General features: G+C 52.4%; 20 protein-coding genes. 1 reads left to right on the forward strand and 19 read right to left on the reverse strand.

Annotated elements, in window-relative coordinates; all coding sequences use genetic code 11:
• Positions 1–71 precede the first annotated feature (71 nt).
• The gene (locus FHS18_RS10310; RefSeq protein ID WP_183599733.1) at positions 72–1,556 is read right to left on the reverse strand and encodes a family 43 glycosylhydrolase; all 1,485 of its coding nucleotides are present in this window, start codon (positions 1,554–1,556) and stop codon (positions 72–74) included.
• 262 nt (positions 1,557–1,818) lie between these two features.
• Positions 1,819–2,559: a DUF4184 family protein gene (locus FHS18_RS10315; RefSeq protein ID WP_183599734.1), complete on the reverse strand. Its 741-nt coding sequence runs from the start codon at positions 2,557–2,559 to the stop codon at positions 1,819–1,821.
• 170 nt (positions 2,560–2,729) lie between these two features.
• On the opposite strand from FHS18_RS10315, the gene FHS18_RS10320 reads away from it, so the two are divergent.
• Positions 2,730–3,056, forward strand: a complete 327-nt coding sequence (locus FHS18_RS10320; protein WP_183599735.1) for a DUF2087 domain-containing protein — start codon at positions 2,730–2,732, stop codon at positions 3,054–3,056.
• 105 nt (positions 3,057–3,161) lie between these two features.
• Here FHS18_RS10320 and FHS18_RS10325 read toward each other — a convergent pair whose 3' ends face one another.
• From FHS18_RS10325 to FHS18_RS10400, 17 genes are all read right to left on the reverse strand, one after another.
• Complete coding sequence (locus FHS18_RS10325) at positions 3,162–3,701, reverse strand: NADPH-dependent FMN reductase (protein WP_183599736.1); 540 nt, start codon at positions 3,699–3,701, stop codon at positions 3,162–3,164.
• Between the two features lie 653 nt (positions 3,702–4,354).
• Positions 4,355–6,277 carry a glycoside hydrolase family 30 beta sandwich domain-containing protein gene (locus FHS18_RS10330; protein WP_246427581.1) on the reverse strand — a complete coding sequence of 641 codons (1,923 nt, stop codon included), beginning with the start codon at positions 6,275–6,277 and terminating at the stop codon, positions 4,355–4,357.
• Positions 6,278–6,554: 277 nt separating this feature from the next.
• Positions 6,555–7,637 carry a glycoside hydrolase family 172 protein gene (locus FHS18_RS10335; RefSeq protein ID WP_183599738.1) on the reverse strand — a complete coding sequence of 361 codons (1,083 nt, stop codon included), beginning with the start codon at positions 7,635–7,637 and terminating at the stop codon, positions 6,555–6,557.
• A 260-nt stretch (positions 7,638–7,897) separates the two neighbouring features.
• Complete coding sequence (locus FHS18_RS34305; protein WP_246427603.1) at positions 7,898–8,998, reverse strand: cohesin domain-containing protein; 1,101 nt, start codon at positions 8,996–8,998, stop codon at positions 7,898–7,900.
• Positions 8,883–11,129, reverse strand: coding sequence for a glycosyl hydrolase family 18 protein (locus FHS18_RS10340; RefSeq protein WP_183599740.1), 2,247 nt, complete (start codon positions 11,127–11,129; stop codon positions 8,883–8,885). Before FHS18_RS10340 ends, FHS18_RS34305 begins: the two co-directional genes overlap by 116 nt.
• A gap of 751 nt (positions 11,130–11,880) precedes the next feature.
• Positions 11,881–12,795, reverse strand: coding sequence for a PadR family transcriptional regulator (locus FHS18_RS10345; RefSeq protein ID WP_183599742.1), 915 nt, complete (start codon positions 12,793–12,795; stop codon positions 11,881–11,883).
• A gap of 137 nt (positions 12,796–12,932) precedes the next feature.
• Positions 12,933–13,346, reverse strand: a complete 414-nt coding sequence (locus FHS18_RS10350; protein ID WP_183599744.1) for a GIY-YIG nuclease family protein — start codon at positions 13,344–13,346, stop codon at positions 12,933–12,935.
• A gap of 19 nt (positions 13,347–13,365) precedes the next feature.
• Positions 13,366–14,142 carry a DUF2087 domain-containing protein gene (locus FHS18_RS10355; protein ID WP_183599746.1) on the reverse strand — a complete coding sequence of 259 codons (777 nt, stop codon included), beginning with the start codon at positions 14,140–14,142 and terminating at the stop codon, positions 13,366–13,368.
• A 204-nt stretch (positions 14,143–14,346) separates the two neighbouring features.
• Positions 14,347–14,781: a hypothetical protein gene (locus tag FHS18_RS10360; RefSeq protein ID WP_183599748.1), complete on the reverse strand. Its 435-nt coding sequence runs from the start codon at positions 14,779–14,781 to the stop codon at positions 14,347–14,349.
• A gap of 294 nt (positions 14,782–15,075) precedes the next feature.
• Positions 15,076–15,534, reverse strand: a complete 459-nt coding sequence (locus FHS18_RS10365) for a histidine phosphatase family protein (RefSeq protein ID WP_183599750.1) — start codon at positions 15,532–15,534, stop codon at positions 15,076–15,078.
• Positions 15,535–15,627: 93 nt separating this feature from the next.
• Positions 15,628–16,575 carry an N-acetyl-gamma-glutamyl-phosphate reductase gene (argC, locus tag FHS18_RS10370; protein WP_183599752.1) on the reverse strand — a complete coding sequence of 316 codons (948 nt, stop codon included), beginning with the start codon at positions 16,573–16,575 and terminating at the stop codon, positions 15,628–15,630.
• 55 nt (positions 16,576–16,630) lie between these two features.
• Positions 16,631–17,704 (reverse strand): DUF1835 domain-containing protein, encoded by a 1,074-nt coding sequence (locus FHS18_RS10375; RefSeq protein ID WP_246427582.1) that lies wholly within the window; start codon positions 17,702–17,704, stop codon positions 16,631–16,633.
• Between the two features lie 12 nt (positions 17,705–17,716).
• Positions 17,717–18,538, reverse strand: a complete 822-nt coding sequence (locus FHS18_RS10380; RefSeq protein WP_183599754.1) for a hypothetical protein — start codon at positions 18,536–18,538, stop codon at positions 17,717–17,719.
• A 26-nt stretch (positions 18,539–18,564) separates the two neighbouring features.
• Positions 18,565–18,969: a hypothetical protein gene (locus FHS18_RS10385; RefSeq protein ID WP_183599756.1), complete on the reverse strand. Its 405-nt coding sequence runs from the start codon at positions 18,967–18,969 to the stop codon at positions 18,565–18,567.
• Positions 18,970–19,160: 191 nt separating this feature from the next.
• Positions 19,161–19,583 carry a hypothetical protein gene (locus tag FHS18_RS10390; protein ID WP_183599758.1) on the reverse strand — a complete coding sequence of 141 codons (423 nt, stop codon included), beginning with the start codon at positions 19,581–19,583 and terminating at the stop codon, positions 19,161–19,163.
• 64 nt (positions 19,584–19,647) lie between these two features.
• Positions 19,648–19,905: a hypothetical protein gene (locus tag FHS18_RS10395; RefSeq protein ID WP_183599760.1), complete on the reverse strand. Its 258-nt coding sequence runs from the start codon at positions 19,903–19,905 to the stop codon at positions 19,648–19,650.
• 10 nt (positions 19,906–19,915) lie between these two features.
• Positions 19,916–20,209: an ArsR/SmtB family transcription factor gene (locus FHS18_RS10400; protein ID WP_246427583.1), complete on the reverse strand. Its 294-nt coding sequence runs from the start codon at positions 20,207–20,209 to the stop codon at positions 19,916–19,918.
• Between the last annotated feature and the right edge of the window lie 91 nt (positions 20,210–20,300).

The raw sequence follows: 20,300 nt of genomic DNA on the forward strand, positions 1-20,300 counted from the left end.
TCAGTTAAATCGCTCTTGGAGCGTAAACAAGCCTCAAGCATGCCTTTGCCAAGGCGCTTGAGGCTTGTTTATTAATTCACGCGTTCGAACTTCCACTGCTGAATCGTGTTGTTCAGATCCGACCACTGACCGATGTTCACGCCATCCGTCAGACCTCCGTTCGTCACATCCAGCAGCTTGCCGCTGTTGCGGTTCTTAATCTCGAAGTATTGATTTCCCGTCGGGATGAAGCTCCACATTTGATTAAGGCCGCCGTTATCTGCCCATTGCACGACATTGCCGCCATCCAATAGCGACTTCTCGTACACTTCGGCGAGCTTCCCGCTGTGGCTTGCGCGAAGCTTGAAATACCCGCCGGAGACCGGATCGAGCGCCCACCGTTGATCGCCGGAACCGTCATAGGTCCACTGCAGAATGTTGGCGCCATCGGCCGTGGATGCCGTATCGATGGCCATTACTTTACCGCTGTTCCGATTCACGATTCGGTAGTAGATATCCCCCGTTCCTTCGCCGGAAGGTCGGGTAATGGCTGTCGCCGGATTGACCGGCGTGCCGAACACCGGCGTATCTCCGCTCCATGTAATCTTCTGAATACGAGTCGTCCGCTGATCCGCGCAGCCCTGCCCCGATCCGTCATTGGCATGATAGACGATCCAATCCTCCGTCCCGTCCGGCGACTTCACGAAGCTGTTATGACCCGGACCGAAGACAGTGCTCGTCTTCTGGAATACAGGCGAGGCGTTCTTCGTCCAGTTGCCGGCTACTGTCAGATCCGCCGTAATATTGGCGCTCAAGAGGCCCAGCTTATAGTCGTCCGTCCAACAACCGCTTGCCGAGAAAGCCAGGTGGACCTTGGAGCCATGCGTAATGAAGGCAGGCGCTTCATTAACAGGCGATCCCGACGTTTCCCACGAATTCGTCGGCGTCGAGATAACCGTCCCGCGGCCGGAGATGGCCGTTGGGCTGCTCATCTTCGCGATCATGATCCGCTGCGGCTGATTCGGCGCAATCTCCGACCAGGCAATATAGAGCTGGCCGTTAATCGTCGCCACCGTATGGTCGATCGACCAATAGTCCGCGGTATCCTTCAATTTAACCGGAGCCGACCAACTTCCCTCGAGCGGGTTCGCGCTCGTATTCTTGGTCACCCACATCCGCTGATTCGGCGTGTTCGCCTCGTTGCTGCCAGCGCTGAAATACAGATACCATGCGCCGCTGATATAATGCAGCTCCGGCGCCCATACGTTATCGGAGTAACAATTCGAGCCGGTGCAAGCGGTGGACGATTGCGTGAAGACGGTCTTCCTCGTGCCGTTGCCAATCCCTGTAAGCGAAGAGGCGCGCGAGATATCGATTTTATCCCAATTCTGCGATGTGTGAACGAAATAGTAATAGCCGTCGGTATGCTTCATAACGAAGGGATCGGCCGATGAATAAGGCGCAACCGGGTTAATAAACGTTGTCGATGCTGCGTTGGCGTACATCGGAATAGCCGTCAACATAAGCGTGATGGCAAGCATCATGGATAGGAACCGAGAACGACGGTTTTTCATCATTATAACCTCCTTGGCGATCTATCGATCATATTGGCAATAATCGGGCTTGCTGGACTGACCATGACGCCCTTTGACCTAGAGTTAACTTACACCTCCTTCGCGAAATGGATGCGCTTACATTTAACTGCCAGCTAAGTGTAACTCAAATTGACCAGGAACACATTGGAATTTGTTATTATTTTTGTTTAATAATTTATTCGAATGTTAATCTAATGACCAAAAGACCTTGCCGCTGCAAGGTCTTCTTCCTATCTGGCATCGATTATGGCGCACGCCAAATGAGTGAAGCGATCAACAAGCCTGCGCAAAACCCTGTTAGTGTCGCTACCACCGTAATACCGATGTAATTTCCGCTATCGTTAACAAGTATCTTAATACCCATTACGAATAGCGCAAAGAGAAACGAAAAGCACCAGAACAACCATTTGCGACGTCCTGCAATATGCGGCATCCTCTTCGCGGATGGTTCGCTTTGCCACAGCGCCGCCGCTAGCGTAATCAGGATGGCAGACAGGCCAAGGAGAGACAGGCCGTGCTGCATTAGTTTATACACGGGCAGATCGAAGATCGCGTTCGATTGAAGCCACGGCAGCTGCTTCACCATATATCCCCCTTCATGCGTGAAGGAATCCAACCCGACATGGGTGAGGAAGCCGATGATCACGGACATGAGGAAGATGAGCCATTCACGAGCGGTGCCAAGTCCCCAGCCAGACAACAGACCGTACGCTCTTCGGTTCAAGTCTAAAACCGAAGGCAGATGAAGCACCATCGTTCTCTTCACGACAACATGAAAAAGGAACGCGAATAAGATGCTTAGCGGAATCGCTTGGATCAGCAGGCCTGAGAACGAGTGGCCGATCGTCTGATGAGGCTCCAGAGCAAGAAAATACTCAAAGTCGGGCGACATGCTTCCCAGAACAAGGCCGGTCACGCTGAACCATCGAGGCCGGATGAATTTCAAGGGGAATGCGAAGGCGGGATGTGCGAACGTAAACGGCATCGGACTGGTTTCAACTCCTGTTTTTACCAATTAGACGAGCCTATTGGTTAAAAGGTTGCCTATCCAAGCGTTTAGTAATGACTTTGGGCGTAAACATTTCTTGACAATTCAACTTAATTCGACTACTTTCTAATTAGATATTCATCAAATTAATTTTTAGGAGGTATACCATGACTGAACAGGAACCACTTGCTCGCACCAAAAATGAAAAGCTAAAGAACGCAGTTCTGCGGAATTTCATCACCGAGCAAGGTCTCATCAAGCAGCTTCCTTCGCAGTTGAAGAAACGGTTAATCGTCCTCGAGCATCTGGCTTCGCAGCTCGACCCTTGCCGAACATATACCGAAATCGAGATGAATGCCTTCATCAAGCCGTTGAATGAAGACTTTGCAACCATTCGCAGGGAGCTGTATATCCACAGATTCGTTAATCGGCATCATGACATCTACGAACGGAATGACCCTGAGCAGTGGCGTGACTGGACTACCCTCTGCTAGCGCCGAGATCCATCGATTCATTGCCACGCAAAAAAGGCATCTCCCCTCGCCATCGCTGATGACTTGGAAGATGCCTCATTGGAATATTCCTGAAGTTCGGTTGCCTTAACGCAGCGTCTTAAGCGCGCCGCTCCACGCCAGCACTTGGTCGAGCATGCCGTTCACGTTCGTCAGATGCAGATCGGCCGGCTTGAACACGCTGCCGTTCTCGAAGTCCGTGAACAACGACAGCGCCGGGTGAACCCGAACGTCCGCAACGGACAGCTCGCCGAGGATGCCTCTCAAATGCTCAGCCGCACGCGCGCCGCCGACGGAACCGTAGCTCACGATGCCGGCTGCTTTGTTGTTCCATGCTTCACGCGCATAATCCAGCGCATTCTTCAAGGATGCGGTAATGCTGTGGTTGTACTCCTGCACGATGAAGACGAAACCGTCGAGCTCGTTCAGCTTCAAGTTCCATGCCTTCGCTTGCTCGGATGCATCCACTTCGCCGAACATCGGCAGCTTGTAATCGGCGATATCGACGATTTCATAATTGGCGTCGCCGCGGCCATCAGCGATTTTCTTCACCCATTCGCCAACCTGTGGGCTTACCCGGCCTTGGCGCGTACTGCCTAGAATAATACCGATATTCAATTTGGACATGGGAACAACCTCCGACTCGAGTTTTTGGATAAAGTATGCACTCTTATGTAATCAACCTGGCTGACCAACCTTCTATCCATTCTCAAATATAACACTAATTCCCATCCGTTTGAAAGTTAACAAACGATTGCTTTGCAGCGCAATGCTGCGTGTCTATCTCTATACGCAAACCAATGTGTGTTGCGCAATGCTGCGTGTCTATCTCTACACGCAAACCAATGTGTGTTGCGCATTGGTTTGCATGTTCAACCTCACGGTCGAACACGCAAACCAATGCGCTGTCTTAACACAATGCTGCGTGTCTATCACCACACGCAAACCAATGCGTTTGCGCAATGCTGCATGTTCAACCTCACGGTCGAACACGCAAACCAATGCGCCTTCTTAACACAATGCTGCGTGTCTATCACCACACGCAAACCAATGTGTGTTGCGCAATGCTGCATGTTCAACCTCACGGTCGAACACGCAAACCAATGCGCCTTCTTAACACAATGCTGCGTGTCTATCTCTACACGCAAACCAATGTGTGTTGCGCAATGCTGCATGTTCAACCTCACGGTCGAACACGCAAACCAATGCGCTGTCTTAACACAATGCTGCGTGTCTATCTCCACACGCAAACCAATGTGTTGTAATCGATTTCAAAATAATCAATTCGTAACCGCCAGCTGGAACGTTTCCCATGTCCCTACTGCCGTCTTGTTCGCTATTAAGGGACTTGCGCCCGTGTTGTCCGCGCTTACGTAATTGTTGTTCGCATCGGCTCTGATCGACACGCCTCCGCTGACGCTGCTCACCTGGAACATCTCCCATGTCCCGATACTGCTGCTTCTGGCAATCAACGGATTGGCTCCGCCGTTCTCCGCCGTCACGTACTTATTGTTTGCCAATGCTTTGAATGCCGTGCGGCCATTGCTCAACTCGACCCGATTGAACAGCTCCCATGCGCCGCCTATTGTCGTGCGATTGGCAATCAGCGCAGACTTGCCGCCATTCTCGGCTGTCACGAACAAATTGTTGGCGTTCGCCTTGATCGATACTTTATCCCATGTCGGCGTTCCGTTCCACTTGAACGTAATGACCGATTTGGCCGGGATCGTATACGTGATTGCCTGCTTGCCCCATTGCAGCTTAACTGATTTTGACGCTGTCTGAGGATTATAGACGACGGCGACCTTAGATCCGTCAGGGTTCTTGAACGCGACGCTCTTCATATCCGAGAACGTATTCGATTCTACCCGATACGCGCCGGGGACGACGAATTTGCTGAAGTGGCCGAGCAAATAGTATTGCTTGTGATACGTGACACCGTTCTCCGGCGTATGGCTGTTGTCGGAATTCTGAATCGTAATCATCCCGCGGTTACTGTTACCCGCTGCCAGCAGCGTCGGCCCGCTCTTCTGGTCAAGCGCCGCATTCCACAAAACAATCGATTTGGACCAGTTGCGCGTGATGGTAATGAATTCGTTCATCATATTATCGAACCCGCTGTGCGTGCCGTTCTGCGGATCGTTCCATGTCCCGAATCCGCCTTCCGTGAACCATACGTCTTTGTCCGGATGGGCGTTATGCAGGCTGGTCATCTGCGAACCGTCGCCGCTGTCATAATGATGGAAAGCGCCGCCTGCGACGTAATTGCCTTTGCCGGCATTCTTCAGACTTGTGATGACCGTGTTCGGGTAATTCCAGTCGAGATAATTATGGTCGAAAGCGATGATTTTGGTCGCGAGCCCTGCCGACTGCAGCGTCGGTCCCAGGTAATCCCCGATAAAACCGATCTGGTCCTGTTCGTTCATCCCCATCGACGGATAGCTGGATGTTTCGTACTTCGGCTCGTTCTGCGGCGTAATCGCGTAGATCGGAATGCCTTGCGCGGTATAGGCTTGGATATATTTTTTCAAATAGTTCGCGAATGTCTGGTAATGCTCCGCCTTCAGTTTGCCGCCGTTCAGCGTCTGGCTCGTCGAACCGGATGGCGCATCCTTCATCCAGGCTGGCGCACTCCAGGTTGTGGCGAACACCTTCATACTCGGATTCTTCGCGATCGCCTGCTTCACCATCGGGATGATATACGCCGAATCGCGGCTGATCGAGAAGCTGTTCAAGCTCGTGTCGTTCCACGTATCGTCGTACGTGTACGCTTCCCAGTTGAAATCCGAGGCGCCGATCGGCTGCCGCATGATGCTCATCCCGATTCCCGACGGTCCGAACAGTTTCTCCATCACCTCTGCCCGCTTGGACGCATCCAGCTTGTAATTCATGAGCCATGCGGAAGCATCCGTCATCGATACCCCGAAACCGTCCATCTGCTGCCTCGTGACATCTTCATCCACCCGAATGCTGTAGTTAGCCGTTCCGCTATCCGCCCCGAATGCAACATCCGCCTTCCTCGACAGGCGCGATGACGTGCTTAATCCCGAATCCGTCTGTCCCGGATCGGAAGTCGACATCCATACCTCGACCGCTTCCCCGGCTGCAGAGGCCTTCGGGAGATACGGGGTGCTGCTCGCGCCAACGACTAAGGACAAACTTACGCCGAGCATCGCCATTCTTCTTCGCATATTCACTATCATTTTCACTCCTCCAAAGTTAATTTTGTCCAAAATGTAATGGATTACATTTTTAGTTACTAAACATCCTCCTTCCGTTCACCACTCTATCCCTCGTCATAAAAGCGCTTTCTTCTCGGTGATGATTTTCATTGTAGATGGATTCCCGGCAAAATACTAGAGGGTCCCTTGATAAAATTGGCAGCGAATGGCTATCTCGCCCGATAAAAAGAATCCATCAGAACCGTTCCTCCAATGGATTCTCGCCGATACTTAGTCTGCCTAGCTCCTGTTCGCGACGCTAAATGACTTCACGCTCGTCATTCCCCGGAAGCACAGGGAACGGGGCATGCGGCTCGCTCTGGTACCAGAACGAGGTCGAAGCGATATCGCTTTGCTGCGGCAAATACCTTCCTCCTGACCGCCAGCCGAGATCTTGAATCGTCACCTTCAGATCCCGCTCGAACCGGATCGGGTCCATCACATGCCAACGATACATGCCGAAACGCTGTTGGCTGCGGTAGAGCCCGTCCGGCTTAATGAGCTGATGCATACCGAGGAAAGCGGTCGAATACGTGCCGTATTGCCCAGCTGGCTGTTCCCAATTCCATGCGCCGCCGAAGTAATCCTCCGTCCCCGTCCCGCAGATCGTCGGGAACTCGCCATCGCCATCCAGGAAAAACTTGATTTCCCCTTCGCCCCACCAGCCGGTATTATTCACCTGCCATGCGCAATACGTCCCGACAAAATGCCCCTGTCCGCTTACGCCATCCAGCAGCGTGTGCACGTCCTTGTACGGAACCGGATTGCTTCTGCGCCACTGCGCGTGGAAATAAGCCATGTCCTCGGGCACATCGGTCAGCGTATAGTCAACTTGGTAATACAACACCGCTTTCTCCTTGGACGTATTCTCCATCGTCATCCGCGCCCGTTCCCGGAACGGCATCATCCAATAGCTGTTCATGCCTCCCGCAGGGTTGACCGCGATCGGGAAGGAATTCACGTTGCAGCGTTCCTGCCAGCCATTGCAGAAGAAGTCGCCTACCGGCACTTCAACCGAAGGCAGCACTTCGTCATCCCAGTAAAATCGCAATATCAGATTGCGCCACAAAGTCGGAAAACACGTGAGCCAAATATGCTGGATGGCGCCCGGCCCTGTAATGTCCGCCATCATGAAGGTTGCGCCAGGCTCGATCTCCACGGATGGAGACACTTTCCATCCAAGGCCGAGATCGCGAGCGCTGTTCGCGCCGGTCCCATTCGTCGCCATACCGCCTTTCCCCTTCTCGCCGGTGAAATTCTCCGCGCTGATCGAACGGCTCTTCGCGGCAGACAAGCGTGCCAGATTGCCAAGTCCCATATCTAGTCCATTGAATGGTTGCATCGGTTAACAGCTCCTTGTTAGAGATACTCGTAGAATACTTCCATCATCCGGAACTGTACATGACGCATTTTTGTAATATAAGGACAAGGTGAAACGGCTGGTGCCGTCCTCTGGCAGCGTAAGCGCGTTTCATTCCAGAGAAATAGAAGATGATTTATAAGCGTAAAACTTATAAATACTTATATTTCAAAAAGAGGAAGGCTGCAAACAGCCTCCCCCTTGTCACGGTCAAACGGTATTCCGTTGTTACGCGTTCTCGTTTACTGCCAATCCAGAATTTTGCGAGCCAATGCGGCCAGGTCAAGGATATTAATCTCGTCATCAGCCACGAGGTCGAACGGCTGCGCCGCTTGCCAGCCTTCATCGCCTATCTTCACGCCATAGTGTTTCGCCATCAAGGCGAGATCGCCGATGCTGATGCGATCGTCGCTGTTATGGTCGCCTGGCGCTGGCTTAATGATCGCATTGCGGAATGCGGTCAAGGCTTCATTCAGCGCTGTAACCGCAGTTTCAAGCTCATCTTGCGTCGCGCCCGCTTTGCTTGCAACGGCCTCTGCCGCTTGGATTGCTGCGAGCAAAACGGCTTTGGAACCGACCGGATACTTGCCGATCGCCGTTCCTTCGACTGCTGCGTCATGCACGCCTTTGGCTTCCGCAATCAAGTTGTTCAAGGCCGTACGGTCGACCGTAGAGATCGTCACTTGGAAGCTCGCGCCATCCAGCGTTCGTTCCGTCGAATCGCCATCAGCGACGATCAAGTCCGTAACGGTAACCATTGTCGTTGCGTTGGCATCCGCCTTCACCTTGAAGGTCAGCTGCAGCAGCTGGCCATTCGGCTCGGATTGCGCGGAACCGAAGTGCGCCCCGATAACGCGTACCTTGCCTGGCGTATCGCCGTCATAACCTGCAACTTGGAACTTGCTCTCGTCCTTCGTCTCGACACCGATGAATTCAAGCTTCTCGGCATCGTAGGTGAACGTGATATCTTCGCCAAATACATCGTCGCTCACGCCATTCAAACCATAAGTGAGGACGAGGTTCTCGCCAGGCCCAGCGAACTCAGCGCCTGTCAGCACAGCCCCCGTCGGAGCAGCCGTCGTTGCTTCTGCGTCGTCGCTGGCCGCAGATACCTCATTGATCGCATCTCCGGTCTTCGTGATGGCCAGGACGAAGATCGTATAGCCGGTGTTTGCTTTCAAGCCATTGATCGTAAGCTCGGTGTCAGTCGTCGTTCCTCGATAGACGTTATTGGCGAAAACTTCGTAAGCGGTTGCTCCGTCCGAAGCGTTCCAGGCGACTTTCAGCTTCGAGCTGCTTACCGCCTCCGCCTCGACGTTCGTTGGAGCAGGAAAGCGCGTCAGCGTTGACATGGCCGTCGATCGGCAGCCCTTTCGCAAGTTCCGAATTGAGCTTCAAGTTACGGTCAGCGCTAATATCCCAGGACATCGTGCCGGCAATATCGAGCTTTCTGACCATGGAAGCCATATATTTCATCGTCGTCTCATCGTTATACGTGATGAAGATTCCGTCTTCCTCGCTGTAGAGGGACGATACCTTCGCCGCTTCATTCCAGGTATGAACATATTTCGCATCGGTGAGATAATTCTCTTCGACATCCGTGAAATCGAAGATCCCCGCTTCCCACGTGCCAATCTCTGAGCCCCGTTCGCAGGTTGCGTATTCGCCCGACGGGCAGCCTTGCCAGCCTTTGCCGTAGAACGGAACGCCGACGACCAGCTTGTAGTTCGGCACGCCGCCTTGCAGATGGCCGAGCACGCCGCCGTTGACGTTGTTGCGCGGCGCGGACGTCGCTGCTCTCGGGTGAGCCGGGTCGAAGTAAAGCGGCGCATTATGGTTGGCCAGCGTCTCCCAGCTTCCCGCATAGTCGTAGGTCATGATGTTGATGAAATCGAGATACTGGCTCGCATGGCCCAGATCCGCATTGCGGACGAAATTATCGCCTTGGCCCGAAGCGATCGTCAGCAGGTAATACTTGCCGTCGACCGAACCGGCAGCGTCAAGCGCCTCACGGACGGTCTTCATTAGTTTCGGGAAATTGACGGTATCTTCCGGATCGCGGGAATTGCTCTCTTCCCCTCCCTCGACCGGATATTCCCAGTCGATATCAATGCCGTCCATCTTGTACGTACGGATGTAATCGACAATGGAGTTGGCGAATGTACGGCGTGTCACTTCGGTTTTGGCCACATTCGAGAAGTTATTGGACCACGACCAGCCGCCAACAGACGTCAATACCTTCAGATGCGGGTTCGCATCGCGGATAGCCGTCACTTCCGCCATCGTCTTCAGATCGTTCTCCTGATCGCCGATGACGACCTCGCCGTCATAGACGTACCGGTTCTGAAGCGGCACTTGGTCGGTCTGACACGCTTTGCCGTCCGAGCCGAACTTTTTCCAGCACACATCGGCGAACGCATAGAGGATATGGGTCAGATCCGCTACCGGCATATCCGAAGGCTGGTACTGCCGGGCACCGATCGCCCAAGACATATAGTAAGTAACGTTGTTGTAGTTCGCGCCCGGGACGACTTGCACCGATTCGCTCGCTGCCGAAGTCCACAGGTTGTTCAGCGCCACTACAGCGAAGGAATACGTTGTCCCTTCTTCCAATTCTTCGGCTACGTAATGATTCGTAACGGTATCGCCTGCTTTCTTGCCATCCCGATACACTTCGTATCCCAATGCGCCTGGCACAGGAGCCCAGCCGAGCGAAGCCGTATTCCGCGTTGCGGAGACGACCTGCAGCCCTTGCGGCGCTGGAAGTTCACCCCACGTCAGAATGACGGGGTTGCTGTTCTTGGATACGGGATTCGGGGGATTCTGCGCGCCGACTTCGAATTTATACGTTTTGCCCGCTTCGAATTTCGACTCCCCTGGAAGCGTGTACATGAATGTCGTCGAATCGTTCGACCACGTGCCGCCCATCCAGCCGCCGTTCATGTAAACGTCGTAACCGGTGGCATTCGGACTTGCGCCCCAGCTGAGAGTAACCGAGTTGTCTGAAAGAGCCGTCACCTTCAAGTAGCTTGGCGGTGCAAGCGGAGCATCCTTATACTCGCTCGTATCTGCCGTTGTCGTAAATTCCACTACATTACTGCGGTTGTTGACATCGCTCGGCGAGGACCCGTTCCACGTAATGTAGATGCGGTAGGTCTTGTTCGGGTCGAGGCCGGTAACCGCTCTCGTCCAGCGATTGCCCCAAGCAAGCCAGCCGCCGGTGTCGGCGTTATACACTTGAATATCGTTGGCGTCTTGCGGATCGGTATCGTTGCCGATCATGTCCCAGGTGAAGGTCGCTTTGTTATGCGTGACATCGGATGGATCTGCAATTCTGAGGTTCTGAGGTGCTTGCGGCTTCGCCGGCGTGTCGGCGAATGCGGGGGCGGCGCTGATGAAGGTGCTGAGGATGAGGGAGAGAATCAGGAAGACGGCCACCCATTTCGACGTTATCTTCTGTGAATACGGTGTCAACGTTTTTCACCTCGTTTAGAATCATTGGATTAGGAGACGACGTGTGACTATTGTGAGGTAGACGACTGCCGTGCGAATAACTTAGGTTGCCTGAAACGTGTCTCGCCGCCGCAAAAACGGGTCGGCCGTTTCAGTTCGCGTATTACGTATGCCTGAGCCCCTCTGCCGATATGCTTCTCTGCGTCATTTCGACTTTTTTCACCAGCCTTTACTTTTTTTACATGAAGACACTATTATCATGCGGGCTGGCCACTGAAACTTGAAGGGATAAATTTGCTCGGATATGGGATAAAATTCACCCGAATCCGCCACGCCATCGAAACGCGAAAGCGTTGCTACGACTGGGATTGCAGCATTCCTGATACTATTGACGGATAATTGATAGAGATCAATGGTCCGCGTCGGAACTGCAAGGGACAACAAGAAAGCCGGCTGCGAATACAGCCGGCTCTGACGCGATACGCCATTCTTGCATGGTAGCTCGAACGAACGATGAAAGGCTGCTTAATCCTCCCATGCGACTAGGTTCGGGGTCGGATCCAGAATGGACTCGTATTGCGCCACCCGTGTTATTTGGACTTCGGCAAATCCGAGGGCGTCCATCTTCTCTTGTGCATCAAGGATGCCATTTATCCATGCGCACCAAAAAAACGGCTGCAATTACGCTAATACACAAAGGCTGTCCCACTCATCCAGGATGAATGGGACAACCTATCGGGCGCACTACATATACTTCTGTTGTCCGTTACATCTATCCAAGCAGCCATTGTTCAGCCTCTGCACGCTCGGCAAAGGCGCGAATCGAAGCACCTCGGTTCAGTTCGGTGAGCATCTCGCTCGCGCGTCCTTGAATGACCAGCTCCTGCGGCAGCACGAATGCCGTCTTGAGCCGATAGTTGATTAGCTTCTGCAAGACGGCCCCCGCCAGGCCAGTCCGCAACTTGTAGAAGTCTTCCGCCAAGCCGTCCGCGTGAAGCAACACGCGCTCCACACCATGCTCCCAGCAGACAGCTATGATATCAAGCAGATCTTGCTCGCTTCTGATCTGTAACCCTGCAGACCCTCCGTCGAGATAAGTGACCCCGTCTTTCTCCACAATGTGATTATTGTCGTTCATGTTGTTCTCCTCCTTATAGGCACTCAATTCAAGGCGCAACCGCTGCACCCACTGACGCTCTTGGATATAAAAAGACGCGACGTTCTCGTGGATCAGCTGGTGAATAACTCGGGAACGCGGGTGTAGTTCGGCCGCAATCGGCGCACGCCGCGATTTCTCTTGGTGCAGGTGCAACTCCGCTTCAAGCTCATCCTCATAACGCCGCAACAACGATTCCAGCTCGTCGTCCGATAGCTGGTCGGAGAACTGAAGCTGCAGCAGCGTGAGCTTCCGGAATGTTGGCGCTTCGCATTCACCCAGCACCCATTGCTTCAATTCGGCCAAGCCCGATACGGTAATCGTATATCGTTTCTTCGTCGGCGAGCTCTCCTGATGCTGAATCTCGCTGGTGACAAGCCCCCGGTCATGCAACTCCACCAACGACTTATAAATTTGATTGTTATTGCCCGACCAAGGCATCAATGGGGAATCTTGCATGATTTTCTTCAGCTCATAACCCGTACAAGACTGGCCGCTCAAGACGCCGAGCAGCACATGGTTAATGGACATTTAAGACCACTCCTTAAGTAACATGTGTTAATAATAACATATGTTATGATGTTTTTAAACCCATATTATATCCATGCCAAAAAGCCGAGAGCTCGATTTCTCAGCTCTCGGCTTATACCTCATCCATACCGAATAAATTAGCGTTCGTTGTATCCATTCGGCGAATAGCTGTTCATCTTTTCGATCCAGATCTCCGCTTGCTTGGCGGCCGCCTTCCGGTAGCCCCGCATCTTCGCCGCGCCTTGTGCCGCAACATCGGGATGCAGGACATCATCGTACGCAAAGGTCAGCTTCTCATCGGTCTTGAACTTCTCCAGCACCTCGAATACGAAGGCGTCAGCCCCATAACGATTCCAGTCGGCCTGCAGCTCTTTGTTCTCATGCGAGCCCATCTGCAGCCCGAACTTGTCACGGTTCCAAGAACCTTCCAGATTCGCCGAGGCGCCGATCATCTGCTTGCCGTTGATCTTATTCGTTATCGCGTATACGCCCATTTCGCGCTCCCGCTCCTGATAGCTCTGCACAAGCTGCTTCCGTTGTTGTTTATCCATGCCTATCCACCTCGGTCCCTTAAACTTTCAACCAGTACCTGCTGCCGTCGTCCGTCCGGTCCAGATAGCCGTATTCGATCAGATAACGACGAAGCGTTACATAATCTTCTTCCCAGAACACCTTCAGCCGCTCATTGATTTCCTTCTCGGAATACTCTTGCCCGACTGCGAAGAAGGAAGCGATATGACGCAGAATGACGATTTTTCGTTTCTCTTTGCGCGGGAACGAAGCGAGACGCCCTTGCGGTCCATCCGGAAAATACTGCTCCATCAGAGCTGCATTCTCGTCCTCCGTTATCGCATAACGTTCGTCCACCTGCGTCGCCGTGCGGTGAATCGGCAGGAAGCGAGGCGCGTCGACCGATGCGCCTCTGTCCATCAGGTCCATGATGGCGAGCATAAGCTTCGCCTGCTTGGCCTTCTCCTTCATGACGAACCGGTGGTTGCGGATCGTCGATGCGCTTCCCGATCCTGCCTTCTTCACGATCTCGGCGTCAGACAAGCCCGCGGCGAAATCCCGGATCAATTCCTTCTGCAGATCCGTGAGTCCCGTCGCTTTCTTATCCAAGCTTAATAGATAGGACAGCACCGAACCATGCGTCGAGCTGACATGATAACCCGCGAATTTACGGGCTTCGTATAACCGATCCTCCAACCCGGGAACGCGGTAAACGACACCGTCTTCGAACGATTCGCCGCAGATGAGGCAGCGGTAAGATTCCGTCTGTGCTTCGTATGCATAGCCTAGCTTCAGATCAGCAAGCTCGGCAGACCAGAACAGTTCATTTATCTCCATGAACCAAACACTCCATTTTCACGTTTGTCATTAATATAAACAATATACAGTATCGTTTGGTTAAATTCAACCCTCATAAGTATCATGATCATTGCGTTATGTAAGAGTGTTGCACACCTTTCGATAGCCTTAGGCGATATAAAAAGCCCGAACGCATAAGGTCCGGGCTAACGAAATTATTATACTGCTGTCGTATTCTTACGCTTATACTTCGGAAACCGCAATGAAGTTAAAGCTTTCCGGGCCAACGCGTACGGTTCCAAGTGCGGATACGGTTACGAATACCGTGTACGCTTGGTTCGCGATGTTCGGTGCGTTGAAGTCCGAACCCGAGAACGAAATGATCTGAGGGCCGAGCAAGTTGACGTTCAAGTTTTCGCTTGCAGTGAACACCGAGACGCCGGACGTATCCAATCCTCGATATACCGACAATGTTACGTTCGTGAGCACTGGCAGCAAGCCGAGCTGAAGGGCGATTGTCCCGGAGAAAGAAACACGCGTCAGTCCAGCCGTGCCTCCGGACAAGTTCAAGGTTTGTTGCGCGACCAACTCAGGTGCGTTGATCGCATTGATTGGAATTGCAATCGAGTTGGCGTAACTAGCATTCTGAGATGTCTTGGAATCCAAGAATATGGCCATGATTCTCTTACCTCCCATTTTTTAATATACTATGCTGCTAGACGGATAGCGGTTTGGACGGACACCTGCTCGGGCCGATTATTGCGACAAAAAAGAAGGATCGAACCGAAGCGTCTTTGCATGCGCCATTGCCTGAAATGTTGCCAAGGCACGCTTGCCTAACGCTACCGGTTGATCCTTCCTGATTACTTTGCCTACCCTGTCTTACAGACAGAAGACCACTGTCCCGTAACTGGGATAGTGGTCTTCTCGTCTAACGGTCAACGATCTCCATGACCGGTTGCTGCTATTCCTCTACGGCCTCTCGAACAGATACAGCTCCCCGTTCTTCAGGCGCCATAGACCCTCTCCGCCGCGAAAACCTCTACGGATGAGCTCTTTCTTCAATTCCAACATGATCCAGCCGTGGCTTACGATAAGGAGATTGCCTTCGCTCGCTTCTAATAACTCATCCAGCAGACGCTTAATGCGCTGTTCGATGTCCGCCTTGCTTTCCGGCTGGCTCCGGGGTCTCATCGTCTTCGATAATTGGACGAGCACCGCCCACATAAAGAAAGGCAGAACAATTCTCCCGCCGTAGAGCCGCGGCGAGACTTCGCGAAGCTCCGCTCTTGTCGTGACTTCGACTTCATGCAGAGATACGGCCGTCTTCCATGCTCGGGGCAAGTCGCTGGTTATGCACCGATCCCATGTCGTGACGCCTAAGTCGACGGGTCGAATTTCGACTTCCGCTTCATTATAGCCTGGTAACATCTACGTAATTGGTCTCCGGAGAGGAATAACGGGAATTTCATCCGGACTTTGAAATGCCTGATCAGACCGATCTTCATATCGCCATCCGCAGAGTTATAGCCCCAGGCCCTCGTCAAGCCCCATCATCAGGTTCATGCATTGAATAGCTGCTCCCGATGATCCTTTGCCCAGATTGTCCAGCCTGCAGGCGACCACGACTTGATCGTCATTGCCGAAGACCAGGATCTCGGCTTGGTTCGTGCCGTTGCACCGTGTCGGATCAAGCGCATTGGAAGATAGCAGTTCCGTATCTTCTAAAGGAAGGACACGGACGAATCGCTCTCCATCGTAATAATCGGCGAGGGCAGCATGAATCTCGCTCAATTTAGGCTGATGATGAAGCAGTCGGGTAGCCATAGGGATCGTGGCGACCATCCCGTTATAAAAATCGCAGACCGTCGGCAGGAACAGGGGCTTATACGCAAGACCGGCGAATTTCGTCATCTCCGGCAAATGTTTATGGTGCAGGTCTAGCCGATAGTGGAGAGGCGGCGTCGAAATGGATTTTCCCTGCTGGCCGGATCCGTTCTCATATTGAGCGATGAGCCCCTTGCCCCCGCCGCTGTAGCCGGTTAGCGAACTGCAATCAACGGGATAGTCACGCGGGAGGATTCCCAGTTGAATCAGCGGATTGATCGCTAATATGAACGCAGTTGCATGGCATCCCGGCACGGACACGCGCGCAGCGCCGGCGATCTTGTCCCGCTGTCCCGCCGACAATTCCGGCAAGCCATACGTCCACGCTTCGTCGGTTCGAAAAGCCGTGCTGCTATCAATGACGCGGGTATTAAGATTGCGGATCAGCGTTACCGCTTCTCGCGCAGCCTCGTCCGGCAGACATAAGAATACGAGGTCGGCCTCATTCATCACATTGGCCCGGATCTCGGGGTCCTTCTTCAGTTCCTCGGGAATGGATAGAAGTTGCACGTCGCTACGTGCTTGCAGTCGCTCGTGTATGAGTAATCCCGTCGTCCCATATTGGCCGTCTACGAATACGTTCATCCTACATGCCCCCGTAAAGTATAATGAATAATTATACAATTTAATGAAATTTTATTCAATCCATTGCGGAAATTTCCCCCAACTTTATCGAGAACTGATGCATCGCCCACGGCAGTCCTCTAAAGCTCAACTTGCTTTGATTCACTAAGCTCCATATTCGATATAATAGGAAGGAATAGCTTACGAGCTGCTGTGATCGTTCCAATACGTTGCCGACTACGCTTCCTGCCCGGATATAACCACGGTCGTCTTGTTCATTCTTCAGGTTGATAACGGACTGCATAATCCATTCGTCCATCGCGTGCTCATCGCAACTTATGACGGTATCGTTCTCCCACAGACGGAGTAGATGATTTTGCCTTGCGAGTGTACTCCATTCTTCTTCATACCGTTTTCGCTGGCTTGAATCAAGCGGATTGCCCTCGTAATTATCGTTGACTAGCTTACGGAAATGCTCCCGATCGATAAGTCCTGCTGCGTAAAGTGCTTTCCCATATTCACCGGAGGCATGGAAGAGCTTCGTCAGATTCACCAAATGAACCGGCGCTTCGCGACTCCGCAGCAGATGCAATGCGAAGCGCAGCCCAGTCTGGTCATGGGCGTTGTCCGCGCACCAGATTACGATCGTTTTGTCCGCAGGAATATTCTGGATCGTCTGAATCATATTCGCAAGCCGGTGTTCTTTATTCATATGCATGTCATATTTGTATTCTCCGCCGTCATATTCCATTAGCCAAAGCATTCTTCGCTGCTGTCCCGCTTCCGTATCCAGTTCAGTTATCGGTCCGACGGAAAAGACATCATTAAAGGCCAGTACCTGGCTCTGCTCCCGTTTGCCGATATCGCCGATCGTTACTTTCATCGAACCGGCATCCGAGAGACTGAAGACGATATGAACATGGGTTTGCTGCGCTTCCCTCTGCAAGCGATGGTCGTTCACGGTTTCCGTATGTTCATGCAATAGGCGTACTAATCCCGCTGCAAGCTGCTTCTCTTCATCGCTGCCCTCTTTATCGAGGCGTTCGATTTTTTTCAATAAACTGTAGAAGAGCATGGGAAGCTGGCGGTCTCTGGGATGTTGCAGATGCTGGTAAAGTCCATTCAATTGTTCATTTAAGCTAGGCTTCAATTCTGTGCCCCCCTATTGATAAGGATCCAAATGCATATGATCGAAACGGAATGAGGGCTTCCTCATGTCGTCCCAGTTCGGCGGCGTAGTGAATAAGGTTTTCAATCTGTCAAAGATCAGTTCGCGTTCAGCGAACCTATAGGTCCGAACATTAATGTCGAAACAGAGGATGAGCGAAATATCGAAGGGTTGGTGCGCCTCATCATATGTAAATTCGCTTGTGATCGTTTGCTCATCGATTCCAAGTGAATCAAGAAATTCCTCATCGTCTTCCGTTGCTTGCGCGTATAGATCCTTGCAACGCTTCGTGTGTTCTTCGATCATTCGTTTGGCCTCGCTCATATGGCTCTCGAACCGTGATGGATCGAAAAGCAAGGAGAAGTAACCCATCAACTCCTCGAACATGCCTCGCTCCGTGTCCCCGATCGGCGTGCTAGTGAAACCATGGGTGAATCCGCCCCTTAACTCTTCCATATAGGCATAATTCAGCCGTGCCAAATTCGCTGCATGAACGAATCTTCCGCTGCGATAATGATAGAACGAACTGCATAACAACCATACGAGCGATGGATAGATCCACCAGAACTTCTTTTCGTGATCCCGATACAAGCTGCGATTGGTCGTACCCCATATTTCAAAATAATCGGCAAGCTTGCTGGTGTCCCCGCGCGCATAGAGCGGTTCCAGCAGTCCGCGAAACTCATAAAGTCCGAAGCTGAAATGGTTATCGACCTCCATTCCCTCCTGTATGTAATCGCGGTGATCTTCCTCCGTGCGTTGGACCTTCTCTTTGAGACCTCCATAGAATAGTAACCGGTCCTTCATGTCGTCCATCTGCTAACTCCCCAGTCTATACCAATTTAAGATTCCTCCGCACTTGCCCGGTTGTTAAGATTTGTCAAGTAGCCGTACAGATCAAGTTTCCAAGCATCAGGGTCTCCAATCGAGGTAAGGTAGAGATAGACCAACACCATCTCTTCCGGCGTAAAAGCTTGCAAAGGTTCGATTTCGCTATACAAGCGGAACCGATCAACGACCGCCTGCTTATCTTGCGGCAGCTGCTCTAGGTAGGAGAACCTCTCCATCGATGTTTTGTTCGATGGCTCCGTATCCGTTGTGTACGGACGCTCGGTCACTGGCTCTGCAACCGGGGTCTCAACCAGCTTCACCGGTTGCGGAATCGGCTCAGCCGGTACATGATTCGTGCACCCCGCTAGGAGAGCAATCGTCGTAGCCGCGATCCATATCCGATTCGACTGTTTCACAATTTCACTCCTCCGTTCGATAGCCACCTCAATATAGATAGCAATAATAACCAATTCTACCATAGTCTATCGAATCACCGCACGTAAGAGAGTGTTGAACATCCCCCACTTGAGCGTATGGATAAAATGAAAAATGCCTGCCCGGCCTTGCGGCCAAGCAGGCAAACTGTATAGATGAGTCCCGTTCGAATTTACGCTTCCTTACGCCACCGGTCGCCTGATCTCAGCATGTACTTGTCTACGAAATAACGCCATGGCATGGCGATCGGAACAATGACGACTAACAGACAAGCGAATGTCGTCGCCCAAACGGATTCGTCCATCTGGCCGTTCGCCCATGCCGGGAGAGCGACAATCAACAACCAAAGCGACTTCCACAACAATTCCCATAGAAGAATAGGCAGCATCTGCAACGGATAGCGTACGCCCAAGAGACACAAGACCGCAAAAGCCGCGAGCATGCATTGCACGACGCCTTCCATGAGCTCCCATCCTTGATCCGGATGGATGGCGGTCGAGATGACTCCCGGCCATACCTGAACACATAGGCCTACAGCGATCAACAGATAAGCGGCTCTTAGCACATACAGGCGAAACAACGATACCTCGTTCAAGGGGCACCTCCAAAGGTTGTTCTGTTTCCTGTTTGCCGGATCTGGCTGCATTGGCGACTGGCTGTTAATCGATTTGTTTCAGAACTTTCTCCACGGCCGTCAATCGCGTCCGGACATCCGTTAGCGCTGCGTCGATGGAAGTAAGCGCGGCGGCTGCCTCCGTCTGTGAGGCAACGGCTTTCTCCGCGATCTGGCGATAGGCTTCATCATTGGCGGAACGGTACTTGGCCTGTTGCACGGCCGAGAAATACCGCATGCCGAAGATGATTAGAATCGTTGCAAGCGGCAGGCAGATCGTTAGAAGATACACTTTTTCGGACATGATTACCTCTCTACTTGTCAGGATTGGTAGTCAGCGACTTCGCCGCTTCGGCGATAAGCGATGGCGTTAGTTCGAAGCCAAAGTCGGTGACTTCAAAAAAATTAAGGGCTTTGCCGTCGTGGGAGAGCTCGAGCTGGCTGGTGACGAGGCCTGCTTCTGCTAGCTTCTGCAGGTGCAGGTGCAATAATGGACGACTGATGCCAAGCTCGCGCGAGAGTTGACTGACATAATTGCGCCCACCGGATGTCAGCGCGGCAATGATTCGCAGCCTATGAGGATTAGATAGCGCCGCCAATATTGCCAATAACTGATCTCCGTTGCTAGATACGTGTTCATGTTTCATGTGTAAACAATAACTTACAGGTGTAAGTACGTCAATAGATTTGTGGTCGATT

This window comes from Paenibacillus phyllosphaerae (genome assembly GCF_014192105.1).
GTDB lineage: Bacteria > Bacillota > Bacilli > Paenibacillales > Paenibacillaceae > Paenibacillus_Z > Paenibacillus_Z phyllosphaerae.

Bases quoted from the DNA above. Each gene is read 5' to 3' on its own strand.
- FHS18_RS10310 (WP_183599733.1), bottom strand. From the start codon at position 1,556: ATGATGAAAAACCGTCGTTCTCGGTTCCTATCCATGATGCTTGCCATC.
- FHS18_RS10315 (WP_183599734.1), bottom strand. From the start codon at position 2,559: ATGCCGTTTACGTTCGCACATCCCGCCTTCGCATTCCCCTTGAAATTC.
- FHS18_RS10320 (WP_183599735.1), top strand. From the start codon at position 2,730: ATGACTGAACAGGAACCACTTGCTCGCACCAAAAATGAAAAGCTAAAG.
- FHS18_RS10325 (WP_183599736.1), bottom strand. From the start codon at position 3,701: ATGTCCAAATTGAATATCGGTATTATTCTAGGCAGTACGCGCCAAGGC.
- FHS18_RS10330 (WP_246427581.1), bottom strand. From the start codon at position 6,277: ATGATAGTGAATATGCGAAGAAGAATGGCGATGCTCGGCGTAAGTTTG.
- FHS18_RS10335 (WP_183599738.1), bottom strand. From the start codon at position 7,637: ATGCAACCATTCAATGGACTAGATATGGGACTTGGCAATCTGGCACGC.
- FHS18_RS10345 (WP_183599742.1), bottom strand. From the start codon at position 12,795: ATGTCCATTAACCATGTGCTGCTCGGCGTCTTGAGCGGCCAGTCTTGT.
- FHS18_RS10350 (WP_183599744.1), bottom strand. From the start codon at position 13,346: ATGGATAAACAACAACGGAAGCAGCTTGTGCAGAGCTATCAGGAGCGG.
- FHS18_RS10355 (WP_183599746.1), bottom strand. From the start codon at position 14,142: ATGGAGATAAATGAACTGTTCTGGTCTGCCGAGCTTGCTGATCTGAAG.
- FHS18_RS10360 (WP_183599748.1), bottom strand. From the start codon at position 14,781: ATGGCCATATTCTTGGATTCCAAGACATCTCAGAATGCTAGTTACGCC.
- FHS18_RS10365 (WP_183599750.1), bottom strand. From the start codon at position 15,534: ATGTTACCAGGCTATAATGAAGCGGAAGTCGAAATTCGACCCGTCGAC.
- argC (WP_183599752.1), bottom strand. From the start codon at position 16,575: ATGAACGTATTCGTAGACGGCCAATATGGGACGACGGGATTACTCATA.
- FHS18_RS10380 (WP_183599754.1), bottom strand. From the start codon at position 18,538: ATGGACGACATGAAGGACCGGTTACTATTCTATGGAGGTCTCAAAGAG.
- FHS18_RS10395 (WP_183599760.1), bottom strand. From the start codon at position 19,905: ATGTCCGAAAAAGTGTATCTTCTAACGATCTGCCTGCCGCTTGCAACG.